12 protein-coding genes are annotated in these 14590 nt (G+C 69.1%); 10 read left to right on the forward strand and 2 right to left on the reverse strand.

Annotated features, from left to right (window positions below; genetic code table 11):
- Positions 1-54: 54 nt before the first annotated feature.
- The 6 genes from OG276_RS06600 to OG276_RS06625 all read left to right on the forward strand — a co-directional run bounded on the left by OG276_RS06600 (position 55) and on the right by OG276_RS06625 (position 5990).
- Positions 55-1317: an NADH:flavin oxidoreductase/NADH oxidase family protein gene (locus tag OG276_RS06600; RefSeq protein ID WP_266903531.1), complete on the forward strand. Its 1263-nt coding sequence runs from the start codon at positions 55-57 to the stop codon at positions 1315-1317.
- Between the two features lie 267 nt (positions 1318-1584).
- Positions 1585-2160: a toxin-antitoxin system, toxin component gene (locus tag OG276_RS06605; protein ID WP_266903532.1), complete on the forward strand. Its 576-nt coding sequence runs from the start codon at positions 1585-1587 to the stop codon at positions 2158-2160.
- The gene (locus OG276_RS06610; RefSeq protein WP_266903533.1) at positions 2160-3332 is read left to right on the forward strand and encodes an MAB_1171c family putative transporter; all 1173 of its coding nucleotides are present in this window, start codon (positions 2160-2162) and stop codon (positions 3330-3332) included. Before OG276_RS06605 ends, OG276_RS06610 begins: the two co-directional genes overlap by 1 nt.
- 135 nt (positions 3333-3467) lie before the next feature.
- Positions 3468-4916, forward strand: coding sequence for an FAD-dependent monooxygenase (locus OG276_RS06615; RefSeq protein ID WP_266903534.1), 1449 nt, complete (start codon positions 3468-3470; stop codon positions 4914-4916).
- 339 nt (positions 4917-5255) lie between these two features.
- A complete protein-coding gene (locus tag OG276_RS06620; RefSeq protein ID WP_266903535.1) occupies positions 5256-5492 on the forward strand; it encodes a hypothetical protein in 237 nt (78 codons plus the stop codon).
- A 105-nt stretch (positions 5493-5597) separates the two neighbouring features.
- A complete protein-coding gene (locus OG276_RS06625) occupies positions 5598-5990 on the forward strand; it encodes a hypothetical protein (protein ID WP_266903536.1) in 393 nt (130 codons plus the stop codon).
- On the opposite strand, the gene OG276_RS06630 is transcribed toward OG276_RS06625, so the two are convergent.
- Positions 5977-7965 (reverse strand): hypothetical protein, encoded by a 1989-nt coding sequence (locus tag OG276_RS06630; protein WP_266903537.1) that lies wholly within the window; start codon positions 7963-7965, stop codon positions 5977-5979. The genes OG276_RS06625 and OG276_RS06630 overlap by 14 nt on opposite strands.
- Before the next feature lie 222 nt (positions 7966-8187).
- Positions 8188-9768: a hypothetical protein gene (locus OG276_RS06635; protein WP_266903538.1), complete on the reverse strand. Its 1581-nt coding sequence runs from the start codon at positions 9766-9768 to the stop codon at positions 8188-8190.
- A 705-nt stretch (positions 9769-10473) separates the two neighbouring features.
- On the opposite strand from OG276_RS06635, the gene OG276_RS06640 reads away from it, so the two are divergent.
- From OG276_RS06640 to OG276_RS06655, 4 genes are all read left to right on the forward strand, one after another.
- The gene (locus OG276_RS06640) at positions 10474-10992 is read left to right on the forward strand and encodes a hypothetical protein (RefSeq protein ID WP_266903539.1); all 519 of its coding nucleotides are present in this window, start codon (positions 10474-10476) and stop codon (positions 10990-10992) included.
- Between the two features lie 239 nt (positions 10993-11231).
- Positions 11232-12758, forward strand: coding sequence for an NAD(P)/FAD-dependent oxidoreductase (locus tag OG276_RS06645; protein WP_266903540.1), 1527 nt, complete (start codon positions 11232-11234; stop codon positions 12756-12758).
- Positions 12755-13882 carry a hypothetical protein gene (locus OG276_RS06650; RefSeq protein ID WP_266903541.1) on the forward strand — a complete coding sequence of 376 codons (1128 nt, stop codon included), beginning with the start codon at positions 12755-12757 and terminating at the stop codon, positions 13880-13882. The genes OG276_RS06645 and OG276_RS06650 overlap by 4 nt, the downstream gene beginning before the upstream one ends.
- Positions 13883-13886: 4 nt before the next feature.
- Positions 13887-14498 carry a TetR/AcrR family transcriptional regulator gene (locus OG276_RS06655; RefSeq protein WP_266903542.1) on the forward strand — a complete coding sequence of 204 codons (612 nt, stop codon included), beginning with the start codon at positions 13887-13889 and terminating at the stop codon, positions 14496-14498.
- Positions 14499-14590 lie beyond the last annotated feature (92 nt).

Consider the following 14590-nt stretch of genomic DNA (forward strand, 5'->3'; position numbering starts at 1 on the left):
CACACGCGGGCCACAGCCGGACCTCACATAACGACATCCAGAGGGGAATCTTCTATGCACCTGTCCACACCTCTTGTACTGCAGAGCGGCGCCCGCATTGCCAACCGGATAGCCAAGGCCGCCATGGAGGAGAGCCTCGCCCGCCAGCCCGGCCAACTGCCCGGGCCGGAGATCGAGGAGCTCTACGCCAGCTGGGCACGTGGCGGAAGCGGACTGATCATCACCGGGAACGTGATGATCGACCGACGGGCCCTCACGTCTCCGGGAACGATCGTGCTCGACGCTGAAACCGACCTGGCCCCCTTCCGTCGCTGGGCCGCGGCCGCCGGCTCGGAGGGCGGCCAGGTGTGGATGCAGATCAACCACCCCGGCCGGCAAGTCAGATCGGACCTGCCCGGTATCGCATGGGCGCCGTCCGACATCGGCGTCAGCCTCGGGAAGCACACGAGCGTGTTCGCCCGCCCGACCGCGATGACCGAGGCAGATATCCAGGCCACGATCGGCCGGTTTGCCACCACAGCACGCCTCGCGGAGGAGAGCGGCTTCCACGGCGTCCAGATCCACGCGGCCCACGGATACCTCCTCAGCCAGTACCTCTCCCCCCTGGTCAACCACCGCACCGACCAGTGGGGAGGCAGCCTGGAGAACAGGTCGCGGATGCTTGTGGAGGTGGTGCGAGCCGTTCGCGCGGCCGTGTCCCCGGGCTTCACCGTAAGCATCAAGATCAACACTGCCGACTTCCAGCGCGGCGGCTTCGACGTCGACGAGGTGGAACAGGTACTCGCGTCTGTCGCAGACCTCGGCGTAGACCTGGTGGAACTCTCCGGCGGAAGCATGGAGAGCGCGGCGACCATGGGCCGCACAGCCGATGACAGGAAGCTCGACCGGGAGGCCTACTTCCTGGAGATCGCCCAGCGGCTCGTCGCATCCGCGCCCATGCCCCTCATGCTGACAGGCGGCATAGGTCGACGCTCCTCCGCGGAGAAGGTCCTGACCAGCGGATTCGCAATGGTCGGGCTGGCCACCGCCCTCGCTCTCCACCCCGACCTCCCCGCACGCTGGGCTGAGGGTGACGACATCGAGGTTGCCGCACTGCGCCTCAACTGGCGGGACAAGGACATCGCCAGCGCGGGCGTACTAGCCGTCGTGCGGGCGCACATGAGCCGCATCTCCCGCGGCCTGCCGCCTCGCGCCCGGACCTCTGCGTACCTCGCCCTCATCCGCGACACCCTGCGGAATCGAGGACTGACCCGGAACTACGGACGGTGGCTTTCCCAGAACCCGGCCCCAGAGGTAACCATGCCGCTCAGCGGCTGACGGGCCCGGAGAGCGCCACAGCCTCTTCGGCGCAGGTGGGGTGGACAAGGTCACCTGGGGCCGGGGCCGGGGCCGGGGGCCGGGGGCCGGGGGCCTTGTCGGCGACCGGCCCGAGGTTTCTCCGAAACCCCTGCCGCGATACGGATCCTCCTCAGCCTAATCTTGGACGTGCAGCCGAGTCCGAAGTCAGCGCATGTCCACGCTGGACCCACGGAAGAACACCGATCAACGCCGAACGGCATGGGATGCGCAGGTGAGGAGTCAGGGATGAGAATCGTGAGGAACCGCCGGCTGGAGCAAGAGATGGTACGGCTGTGCGATGAGCTGTACGCCGGCCTGGGTGAGCCCGCCCCCCGCGACATCACCGAGCTGATCGACCGAATAGCCGTGCAACTCACCGCCTACCGCGGCGATCCCGAACGACCTGTGCGCATCGTGCGCCGGGACTTCCCGCAGGGCCTTGGCATCGTTTCGGGGCTCTGGCTCGACCGGGAGACCGAAGACATCATCGTCGTCGCGAAGAGCACCAGTCCCTTCCACGCTCTGGTCATCCTGGGGCACGAGATCTGGCACATGATCAAAGGCCACTGCGGTACGTACGTCCTGGGTGCGCAGGTCGCCACTCGTCTGATCGGTGATGACGTCCTGACCCCGGCGGACCTGGACGAAGCCGTACGGCTCGTCGCCGCGCGGACGCACGCCGCGGGGGGCGACGAAGCCGAGGCCGAGCAGTACGGGCGCATGCTCGGCCGGCGGTTTCGCCACCTGCTCGAAGTCGACTCCACCCAGCAGGTGCTCCATGGTCCCGCTGCCCGCATCCAGGCCTCTCTCGGCAACGGCTGATGAACGGCTCGGACTACTACATCCCGGCGGCTGCCCTTGGCGTCGCCTTCCTCTCCAAGCTCCCCGGATTGATCCGACAGTGGAGCAACCCCATGGTCCGGGCCGTCGCGGGACTGCTCCTCATGGCCAGCGCCGGATTCGTTTTCGCCGCGCCCCCCACGATCACCGTGGTCAACCGATCAGTGGGGCTGCCGAACGTCTCCGCGCCGCTGGTCTACGTCATCCTCAGCGTGTTCAACACGTGTTGCATCGTGCTCCTCGCGTACTGGCGCGAGGGATTCGGCGTCGAGGTTCAACGCCGCGTGCGGTGGTGGTTCGCCGTATGCGGCGTGGTCGTCGCTCTGCTCGCCCTGTGCTTCGTCCTGGGTGACGCCCCTGTGGAGAAACTCCGGGACCTCGACACCCATTACGCGTCCACGCCCTGGATCCGCGAAATGATCGTCATCTACCTCTCCTGGCACATCGTTGTCGGCACGGTCGTACCAGTGATGTGCTGGCGGTGGTCGCGTGTAGTCGACGGGTGGCTACGGGCAGGCCTGTTGACCCTCGTGGCCGGCTTCGTCTTCAGCACCGGTTTCGGTCTGGCCAAGGCCGCGGCCGTCGTCGCCCGCTGGACGGGCGGCAACTGGGACTTCCTCAGCACGGACGTCGCCCCGCCCCTGGCCAGTGTCGGAGCCGTCCTGACCACCTCCGGCTTCCTGTTGCCCCAGGGCCGCCGCCTGGCCAAGGCCTGGGAAACATGGCAGACCTACCGGTGGATGGGGCCGTTGTGGCGCAGGCTCCGCCTCCTCATGGGCCTGCCGGTGTCCACCAGCTGGTGGACACCGATCGGATCCCGGCTCTTCGATCGCGAAACGGACATCTACGATGATCTACTCGCCCTGGCCCCGTACTGCGACCTTGAAATCATGACGGCGTATCACGACAAGGCACTCGACGACGGAGTCTGCCCCCATGAGGCATGTGCCGCGGCCGCGGCCGTAATGATCGCGTTCGCCATAGAGGCCAAGGAATCCTCTACGGAGAGCGGCGGGGACTGCCCGGAACAAGGCGCTGCCGCACTCAGCGCTGTGCTCGGCGCCGGCACCAGGGGCATCGCCCGCATCTCTCGCCAGTACGGGGCTCTTCGCCCCCACACCTCGGCCACCCCGCCAGGAAGACATTCCCCGTGAACGGCACCCGTCGCTCCTTGCCGCGCTCAGCCCCGCCTTCCATGCTGTCGGCCTTGTAATAATTTCCCAGCCTCTGTCGATACTCCCCATCGTCCGAGCCACCCGCGAAGCGGCAGTCCTAGAGAGCAACACACGATGACCCAGCAGCCCAACGGCGCTACCGGCACCACCCGCGCCGTCATCCTCGGCGGCAGCCTTGCCGGTACACTCGCGGCCGCCGCACTCGCACCCCATTTCGCGGACATCCTCATCCTCGAACGCGACAAGAAGCTGCCCAGTACCGCCGCGCCCCGGCCCAGACTTCCCCAGGCCGCCCACGCCCACATGCTGTGGTCGGGTGGCGCGGACGCAATCGAAGCCCTGCTTCCCGGCACGACCGACCGGTGGCTTTCGGCCGGGGCCCACCGCGTACCGATCCCCAACGGCATGGTCTCCTACTCGGCCGCAGGCTGGTTCCGGCGGTGGACCGAGACCCACTACCTCATAGGCGCCAGCCGTGACCTCATCGACTGGGGCATACGCACCGCCGCCCTGGCAATCCCCAACGTCAGCGTGCGTACGGGCATGACGGTCACATCGCTGGTGGGCAACGCGTCGAAGGTGTGCGGTGTACACGTGCGGAACGAGGACGGCGAGGAAAGCGTGATCGACGCCGACCTCGTGATCGACGCCACCGGTCGTGGCTCCAAGGTCCTGGAGTGGCTCGAGCAGATCGGCACCCCCACGGTGGATGAGACCGTTGTGGACGCCGGGGTACGGTACGCCAGCCGCCGCTACCGCGCCCCTCAAGGCGCCGAATCCGACTGGCCCGTCATCCACATCCAGGCCGACCCTCGGCAAGGCAAGCCCGGCCAGGTCGTCTCGATCATCCCCATCGAAGACGGTCAGTGGCACGTCAGTCTCTCCGGCACCCGCGGCGCTGAACCGAGCGCCGACGAGAACCTCTTCGAGGAGTTCGCCAGAGGCGTCCGCCACCCGCTGGCCGCCGAGTTCCTCGCCCGCGCGGAGCCGATCAGCGACGTCATCGTCTACAGCCGGACCGCCAACCGGCAGCGGCGCTTCGAAAAGGCCACGATGCCCGCCGGCTTCGTCGTCCTCGGCGACGCCGCCACCAGCCTCAACCCCGTCTACGGCCACGGAATGTCAGCCGCCGCCCTCGGCGCGCTCGCCCTACGCGAAACCGCGGCGAAAACGCCCGTGACCGCACCCAAGTTCGCCGCCCGGGCCCAGAAGGCGATGGCCCGCCCCGCTGCCGCGGCGTGGCTGCTCGCCGTCGGCCAGGACCGCTTCTATCCAGGTGCTGTCGGCAAGACGCCCAACCTGGCTGACAAGCTCGCAGCACGCTACGTCCACCGCCTCAGCCACACCGCCATCGGCAACTTCCTCGTCGTCAAGGCGCTCACGGACGTCATGACGATGCAGAAGCCCGCCTCCGTCCTCGGGACCCCCGACGTCCTGATCGCTGCGGCACGCGGCTTGCGCAAACCCCTGCTGGACGGTCCCGCACTCACCACGAGGGAGCAGAACATCCTCGACCGCGAGCCGCTTCGTCGAGCAAAAGAGATCAAGACCTCCGACTGTTGAGCCTCCCCCGTCACGGCCGGACGGGGTGGCCCGCCGACCGGACTTCGCCTCCGGACGAGTCGGCTGCTCGAACGGGGCGAAAGCTCCGCGCGTGAACTTCGAAAGCCCGCCCATGCCAGGCGCTCCCCCGCACCTTGGGGCTGGCCGTGCCACACCGCCGATCAACTTCGACGGCACGGGATTGCGGAGGGTAACGACAACGGGTGGCACAGCAGATGCTGTGCCACCCGTTGTGGCGACCAGGTCTGTCCTGTCTCCCCCGACGACTACGAACCGGCAGCAGTCCAACAACCTTGCCCGTAGAACGTCGATGTCCGGCCCCCTGCCTAGCCTGTCCCTGTGAAGCACACCGACCGCGACCTGGGCGACTTCCTGTGGCTACTGGCCGACGGCTTCGGCCCCTGGGAAGCCGCCACCTCGTACGAGCCCGGCTGGGAGGCGCAGCCCAATCCGGAGCTGGCAGCCATCGCCGAAGGATTCGCACCGCACCAGCGCCGGTCGGCGGCAGCCGTGATCGAGCTGGCGGCCCGGGAGTTCCCCGACTTCGACGACACCATCATGGAGCTCTGCCGCTGAACCCAGCGCCGTCCCCTGCACGACCAGCCGGAGTCACGGAAATGACGGAACGCTCAAGTCACTGCGCCCCTCTGTCGTGTTCGAGCATCGCTGTAGCCTCTGGCCATGAAGCACGGGGAAGGCGGGGACGCGCTCGTTCTGGAGGCCCGCGCGATGCTGGCCGCCGGGCAGGGCGAGGAGGAGGTCTTCGCCGAACTGGCCGCGCGCACCGGTGACTGGGACGCCTGCGCGTTGGCCCTATGTCTGGCCCTGGGAGTGCCCCGGCCGGACGCCGAAGCTCGAATCCACGAGGAACGGCCCCTCTTCGACGAGTTCGAGGCGGGAGAGGAAGACATCGTCGCCATGCTCCTCGCCTGTGGGCACACCAGTGTGGTGGTCAACGGTCCGGCCGGCGCCTCTCTGTCGAGGGGCGCCGGCCGGGCCGTATTCATGCCGTACCGCTTCATGCCGTACGAACGGCTGGACTCCTCGCTTTGTCCAGCACCTAGCGGACGGTGAAGCGGGTCTGGATCACCTTGCCGTTGGCCAGGACCTCGGAGGCCATGATCGAGGCGGTGGCCGGGTCCTTCACGGTGAAGTTCAGTGCGAACGTGCCGTCCAGCCCGATCATCCGGGTGACACAGGCGTCTGAGGTCTTCGACCCGTCCGCCTTCCGGCCCGTTACCGCGACCGTCGCCACCGGGGCGAAGCTGCGCCCGGTGACCTGCACGACGGTGCCCACGGGGCCGCTGTCGGGAGACAGGGCGTACGAGGGCGCGGGCGGCGGCGGGGTGCCGCCGACGGCGAAGCGGGCCAGTGCCTTCTTCCCGTTGACGAGCCACTCGCGCGCCTGGAGGGCGACGGTGGCGGGGTCGTTGACGGTGAAGGTCTGGGAGAAGCTGCCGTCGAGGCCGACCACCTTGGTCCGGTAGGAGTCACCGGTCTTGGAGCCGTCCGCCTTCAGCCCGTCGATCTGGACGGTGCTGACCGGGGCGAAGCCCTGGCCCACGACGGTGACCTTCGTACCGGTCGGCCCGGTGGACGGGGAGAGGGTGATGAAGGTCTTCGCCACCGTGAGCGGGGCGGTGACGTGCAGCCCGCCGGAGCTGATCTGGACCCGGTAGGCACCTTCGCCCGCCGAGGAGGCGAGGGTGACCGTACCGGACAGGGCTCCGGAGGCGTTGACGCCCAGGTTCGTCGCCGAGAGCTTCGCCGGATCGCAACCGGAACCGTCCGCCGCGCACAGGGCCGCCGAGGCGGCGGCGCCCGCGGGCCAGCCGGTGCCCGAGAGGGAGACCGTGGCGCCCGGTTTCACCGTGGCCGCGCCCGCGGCGAGGGTGACGGGGTTGGTGGTGACGGTGAAGGGCACGTTGGTCTCGGTGCCTTCCACGGCGCCTTCGTCGGTGTGGATGAAGGCGATGGCCGGGTCGCTGATGGTGAACTCGGTGGTGAAGGTGCCGTCCGTGGTGGTGCTCGGATAGACGGCCGTGTCGTCAAGGGTGTTGCCCTCGGCGTCCAGCGCGACCACGTTGAGCTGCTGGTCCTGGTGGTAGTTCTTCCCCGACACCGTGATCACGGAGCCGACCGGACCGTGATCGGGACTCGGGGTCAGCTCGTACGGGCCCGCCGGGACGTACGCCTTCACCTGGAGCGGAGCCCTCGCCTGCTTCGTGCCGTCGCTCACCTGGACCGCGTACGAACCATCGGCGAGCGTCCAGGAACTCGCGAGGGCGATGCTGCCGCTCAGGCCGCCCGAGGCGTCGATGGCCAGGGTGCTCGACGCGATCTTGGCCGCGTCGCAGTTGCCGCCCGCCGCGTCGCAGAGGGTCGGGGTCGCGGTGGCGCCGGGGGTCCAGCCACCGCCGGCCAGCGGTACGGACGTACTCGGTTTCACCGAACCGGTCGGGGCCGACACCGTCGCCTCCGTGCTCCCGCCACCCTGGGCCGTCACCGTCGCCACGGTCCCGCCGCCGGCGGTCACGTCGCAGGGGGTCTGGTAGGTACCGCCGAAGACCACGGTGGTGGTCCGGGTCCGCAGGGGGGTCAGGTTGACCACACCGGACGCGGTGGCCGGGAGGAAGAAGTCGCCTTCGAACGGCGGCAGGACGACGGCTTGGCCGCTGGTGTAGTCGAGGTTCACCGTCGGGCCCTGGATGGTGACGGTGCCCGTGGCCCCGCCGGACAGCGCGAGGTCGATCGCCGGGGTGGTCGGGATGTTGCTGAGGTTGGTGGTGCTCTTCGCCGGGCTGACGCCGAGGGTGATCTTGGCGTGGACCTTGCCGCCCGGCGGGGCGCTCGTGGTGGTCAGGTCGACGGTCATGTTCTGCGGACCGGTGGCTTCGCCCTGCCCGGCGGGCAGGGAGCAGTGCACGGTGGGGGTGACGGTGCCGGCCTGGGCCACGGGGGCCAGGGCCAGGCCGCCCGCGGCCAGGATCAGGGCGATACCGCCCGTGGCCAGCGGCGTGCGCCGCAGCAGTCTTCGGTGCGAGAGCATGCGATCTCCCTTTGTCGGTGGGGGGGGTGGGAACGTGGATGTGGACGTGGATGTGGATGTGGGCGGGTGTGGACGTGGGGGTGGTGCGGGCCAGGACCCCGCGTGGTGTGCGTGGGATCCCGGCCCGGTGATGCGTGGTGCCGGTGCGGCCGAGCTTGGTGCCCGTGCCGCCGTAGGTGGTGCCGATGCCGCCGTGCTGCGTGCAGCCGACCCGCGTGCGGCTCAGGACAGCGAGAGCGTGAGCGTCGCCGCGTAGTTCCCGCCGGGGATGACCGCCGGGGTGTGGAGGTTCAGCCCGGCGGAGGCGTCGAAGACTCCGCCGACCACCTGGCCGCCGCCGGCCGGGAGTTCGCACAGGCCCGCCGGGGTGGCGCCGAGTGCTCCCGGCGCTCCCGCGGTCGGTGTGCCGATCGCGTCGGCGTGCGCCGCGCAGGACGGGGTCCAGCTCACGGCGCCGGCCGGGATCACGGCCGTACCGCCCCCGGCGGCGGCGAAGTCGCTGAGCGTGCCGGTCAGCGACCAGCCGACGGTGGTGCCGCGGGCGTCCGAGACCTGGATCGGGTTGAGGGTGCCGGGGACGTCGTGGCTCGATCCGTCCAACTGGACGGTCCCGAAGTTCACTTCCGCGCCGGACTGGCTCATCGAGAGCGGGCCGGGGGTGACGGAGAACGTGAACCTCTGGGTGCCGGTGCCGCCCTCGCCCGGGTCGGTGACGGTGAAGGGGACCTTGGTGTTGGTGCCTTCCACGCCTCCTTCGTCGGTGTGGATGAAGGCGATGGCCGGGTCGCTGATGGTGAACTCGGTGGTGAAGGTGCCGTCCGTGGTGGTGCTCGGATAGACGGCCGTGTCGTCGAGCGTGTTGCCCTCGGCGTCCAGCGCGACCACGTTGAGCTGCTGGTCCTGGTGGTAGTTCTTCCCCGACACCGTGATGACCGAGCCCAGCGCGGCCCGGTCCGGGTAGGCCCTCAGCTCGTACGGGCCCGCCGGGACGTGGGCCTTCACCTGGAGCGGAGCCCTCGCCTGCTTCGTACCGTCGCTCACCTGGACCGCGTACGAACCGTCGGCGATGGTCCAGGAGTTGGCGAGGGTGATGGCGCCGCTCAGGGCGCCCGAGGCGTCGATCACCAGCGAACTGCCGGTCACCTTCGTCGCGTCGCATCCACCGCCGCCCGCGTCGCACAGGGTCGGGGTCGCGGTGGCGCCCGGGGTCCAGCCACCGCCGGACAGGGGTACGGACGTACTCGGTTTCACCGAACCGGTCGGCGCCGACACCGTCGCCTCCGCGCCCCCGCCGCCCTCGGCGGTGACCGTGGCGACCACGCCGCCGCCGCTGACGACCTCGCAGGGGGTGTTGTAGTTGCCGCCGAAGACCACGGTGGCCGTGTTCATCTTGACGGGGGTGAACTGGATCGGCCCGGAGGCGTTCGCCGGGACGAAGAAGTCGCCCTCGTAGGGCGGGATCACGATCGGGGCCGGCTGCATGGGAACGTCCACCAGGACCGTCGGGCCCTGCACGGTCACCTTGCCCGTGGCGCCGCCCGACATCACCAGGTCGATCGAGGGCGTGGACGGTACGTCGTCGAGCTTCATCGGGCTGACCGCCGGGCCGGGGCCGAGGGTGATCTTGGCGTGCACCTTGCCGCCGGGTGCCACGGTGGCCGGGGACAGCTCGACGGTGACGTCCTGCGGGCCGGATGGGTCGCCCTGGCCGGCCGGCAGGACACAGTGCACGGTGGGGCGAATCGTTCCCGCTTGCGCGGCGGGCGCCAGCACCGCGCCCGCCAGGGCGAGGGCGGTGGTCACACCGCCCCCTAACAACACCGATCTCCGGGCCACCGGACTTCGCTGGAAGAACACCTGATCTCCTCATTCGCGAGTAGGAGTTCCGGCCCGCTCGTGGATGAGCCGGCCGGCGGTCCGAGCGGCCGACTGCGAGCGGTTTCCCTTTCGGGTAATTTCCGCATCCATCGCACAGAATGCCTACGGTGCGCCGAAATGGACAAGGGAATGCCCGGGTGTGGGAAACGCGCCTCTGTAACGCCCGACCACTCTTTGATACAGCCCGCCCAACCGACTGTCCGACCTGATCAACCGCATACGGTCCGGAGCGGCCGACGGACGCCACGGCCCCTCGGATCGACAGCTTTGCGCAGCGAAGGAGAGAAGGGAATAGGCAAGTTGACGATACGTCAGATGGCACTTTACGGGCCCACCCGCAAAGTCAAGTGGGGAGCGCCGGGCCACCTTTGCTTTACACCGCCGACTCACCTCCGTAATCGAAAAGAATTCAACGAAAAGCCTTGACCGCCACCCGAAAGCGCCGCTTCACTGCAATTCGGGATGCTGGATCCAGCCACACCCGGGGTACCGGCGAACCGGGCGCCACCGAGCCTCCGGACGTCGTCCCTCCGGGGAATTCCCGTCACCAAGCGGCACGCCTTCGATTCGGCGTGCCCGCGTTCCTGCGCCACCCCTCATGTCCGCCAGCCCCTCGAAGGGAGCACCACCATGTCCCGCCTCAAAATCGCCACCGTCGCAGCCGTCGGCGCGGCCGCGTTAACGGCCTCGGTCGCCCTGTCGACCAGCGCCTACGCCGTCGCCCCGGCCACCACGACCGCCACCTTCAACTGCGCCACCTGGGGAAGCGGCAGCGTGACCCTCACCGCCACCGACTCGGGCGGCGTCAAGAAGATCAAGCTCGCATCGACCGCGATCAAGGTCCCCGCGGGCACGGCCCCGATCGGGGCCAACACCATCGCGACCGTCATCAAGGTCACGAAGAACGGCGTCGCCGGAACCACGCAGTTCTCCGGCACCATCAACCCGCCCATGGTCGCCGGCGGTTCGGTCACGGTCGGCCCGCTCCCGCTCACCACGGGCACCCTGACCACGGGCAACAAGACCAACGTCGCACCGCTGGCCGGGGCCCCGGGTGCGGCCAACTTCACGGTCTCGATCACCCCGCCGGGCGTTCCCAGCATCTACTGCACCGCGACCAGCGCGCAGGCGTCGGACTTCACCTGGTAGCCCCGGCCGGCACCTGAGAACACCCGGCCACAAGGTCAGGGGTGGCTGGCCGGAACTCCCGGCCCGCCACCTTGGTCGAGTACGGCCCGCTGCACTTTCCGGTCGACCGACCGACACCCCGGCCGGACCGTGACAGGCCAGCCCAACACCCGTGGAAGGGGTGGCTCTTTGGGGCCGCGCCTGTTAACTTCCCTCCGCTGGTCATACATTCACGCATCACATGTATGAATGGAGGAAGCATGCAAGGGAAGACGGCCGTGGTGCTCGGCGGCAGCGTCGCGGGGCTGTGCGCCGCGGGAGTGCTCGCGAGGCACTTCGACGAGGTGATCGTCCTGGAGCGGGACCTGCTCCCCCCTGACGCGCAGCATCGGCGGGGTGTGCCGCAGAGCAAGCACCCGCACTTCCTCCTGAACTCCGGGCGTCGCGCGATCGGTGAGATCTTCCCCGGCTTCGAGGAGGCGCTGATCGCCGCGGGCGGGATGCACCTGATGCCGTCGATGGACGCGGCGTACTGCGAGGACGAGGGGTGGGCGCCGCGCAAGTCCGGGTCGATGACGATGGTCTACAGCTCCCGCGTGCTCATCGAGCGGGTGCTGCGCGACCTGGTCCGCGGGTTCCCGACCATCGAGATCCGCGAGGGCGTGACCGTCACCGGGCTTCGTTCCAGCGGGGTCGGCACCGCGCGCGGCCGCGTCGAGGGAGTCGAGTACCGTGCCGGCGACGACTCGGGCCACCTCTCCGCAGACCTGGTCGTCGACGCGCTGGGGCGCGGCTCCTCGGTGGGCGACTGGCTGACCGCGGCCGGATGGCCGACGCCGCCCGAGAAGACCCTCGACGCCAAGGTCACCTATACCTCGCGGTGGTACGACCTGCCGCCCGCCGAGCGGCGTCCGGAGTCGTGGTGGTGGAAGCACTTGGTCATCACTCCGACCCAGGACACCGGCACGCATCCCGAGGAGCACGAGTTCCTCAGCAACTTCTTCCCGATCGAGGGCGACCGCGCCATCGTGTGCATGGGCGCGTGGGGCATCCGGATGCCCCACGAGACCGACACCTTCGAGGCTGCGGTGGACCGGGTGCGGGCCACGGCGTTCGGGCAGGCGACGCGGGCCTGCACTCCGACCTCCGAGGTGCACCTCACCCGTTCGACCGGCAACAAGTGGCGCCGCTTCGACCTCCTGGACCAGCCACCGCTCGGGCTGGTCTGCGTCGGTGACTCGATCTGCGCCTTCAACCCGTTCTACGCCCAGGGGATGAGTTCGGCGGCCCGCTCGGCGCTCATCCTCGCCGAGCTGCTGCAAGGCCGCGACGTGCTCGACCTCGCCTTCTTCCGTACGTTCCTCACCCGGCAGAAGAAGTCACTCGACGTGCCCTGGATGCTCGCCATGGCCCGTGACCAGGCCTACGACTTCGCGACCGGGAGTGAGGTCGTGGCTCCCTGGCGCCGCAAACTGGCCGCGCGCTTCAGCTGGCCGATCTTCAACGCCATCAACGCGACCAGCCGCGAAGACGCCTACGTCGAGCGGACGTTCGCCCAGGTCTTCAACCTCGACAAGTCGCTCAGGGAGATGACCACCGATCCGCGGTTCTGGTTCGGCATCGTGCGCTACAAGGTGCGGCAGCGGCTGGGACGGACGGTCGTGCCCGGCGGGTTCGACGACCAGCAGGACCCGCCCGGCACCGACTTCACCGGCCACACCCGCGCCGGCCGATCACCGCTCGCCGAAGCGGCCCTGTCGACGACCGCCCCGAGGAGCAAGGAATGAGCTACTCCTGCGACTCGGCCGCCGAGCGCCTGGCCGAAGGGCTCGGCTTCTCCTGCCATGACGCCGATCCCGTGGTGGAGTTCCGCAACCCGTTCGGGCTTGAGAACGCCACCATGCCGTTCCTCGAACTGCTCGTCATCGGCGGCGCGGTGTTCGCCCTCGTCCACGCGTGGCGACGGTGGCGACGCGACGGCGACCCGGTCAACATCTCGCTGTGGTTCGCCTCGGTCGTCTACCTCGCGGTGATCGAACCGCCGTTGTACTTCCCGAGCTGGTTCGACCTGGAGAAGGACGTGGGACTCATCTTCTCCCACAACGTGTTCAGCGTGCAGTTCATGTACGACCGGCTGCCGCTCTACATCGTGGCCTTCTATCCGGCACTGTCGCAGCTCGCCTACGAACTGGTGCGCGCCCTCGGCGTCTTCGCGCGGCGCGGGCCCCTGGCCGGTTCCCTGCTGGTCGCGTTCACCTGTCAGGCGTTCTACGAGATCTTCGATCAGCTCGGACCCCAGCTCACGTGGTGGGCCTGGAACCCGGACAACAAGATGATCAACGAGCCGGCCCTCGCCTCGGTCCCGATGAACAGCATGTTCCTGTTCGCCTCGGTGTCCTTCGGCGCGATGACCTACCTAGTCGTCCGGCTGGTCGGCGCGAAGGAGGGCCGGGGCACGCTCACCGGCCGGCAGATCAGCCTGCGCACCGTCGCCGCCGGAGTCCTGACACCGTGGGCGATGACGATCGCCGGTCTGCCGAGCAACGCCTTCCGCGGTGAGGACCAGCGGGGAATCCAGCAGGCCGTCCTCGGTACCGAGCTCGCCCTGCTCTGGATCGTCGGCCTCTACCTCCTCACGGAAGCCTGGCGCGCATGGCGAACAGATCCGGCCCCGGCCGTGTCACCGCTGTTCGCGCGGACCTATCCGGCGCTGTACCTCGGCGTCCACATCGCGCTCTGGGCGGTCGCATTGCCGTCCTACTTCGGCGCGGTCGACGGCGTCACCGAGCAGGGCACGCCGATCGGCAGTCTCTGGTACGCCGCGCTGTGCACCGTCGCCGCGACCGGGCTCATCGTGGCCGCTGTCCGCTCGACCTCGCCCCGACGGACCGCAGCGCCTGTGCGATCCTGACGGCATGGGGCACCATGGTTGGGGAGGCAGGCCTCCCGCATCGGACGCCGAGGCACGGCAGCGCATCATCGACGCAACCGACCGCTGCATCGACAGGTACGGCGTCGCGAAGACGACCCTGTCCGACGTCGCCGGCGAACTCGGCGTCACCCGCCAGACCGTCTACCGTCACTTCGGCCGCATCAGCGACATCATCGGTGAGGTAGCGGCCCAGGGCGCCGAGTCGTTCGTCGAGCAGATGATCGCGCACCTGCAGGGGATCACCAACCCGGCGGAGGCCGTGATCGAAGGCATGGTCTTCTGCGTACGGACCATCCCCACCGACCCGCGGTTGAGCCTTCTGCTGCAACTCGGAGACCCCACCGCGTTCGGCCGCGGGGCCACCACCAGGGACACCATCGACCGCGGCGCCAAGATGCTGCAGCGCTTCCCCGTCGACTGGGCCGCCGCCGGCATCGGTGAGGACGACCTCAACGGCCTCAACGGCCTCGCCGAGATGATCATGCGACTCCTGACGTCACTGTTGCAGCACCCGAGCGAAACACCGCAGGACGAAGCCCGGCTCCGCACCCTCCTGGGCCGCTGGCTGGCACCGGCGCTGAACCGCAGCTTGTGACTCGCTTTCAGCTTGAAGATCACGAGTGAGCCCGTCGGGGCAGAACCGCGCACTGACGGGTGCGGGGGGAGTATCACGTGGGCAGGAAATCA

It is taken from the genome of Streptomyces sp. NBC_00086, assembly GCF_026343255.1.
Taxonomy (GTDB): domain Bacteria; phylum Actinomycetota; class Actinomycetes; order Streptomycetales; family Streptomycetaceae; genus Streptomyces.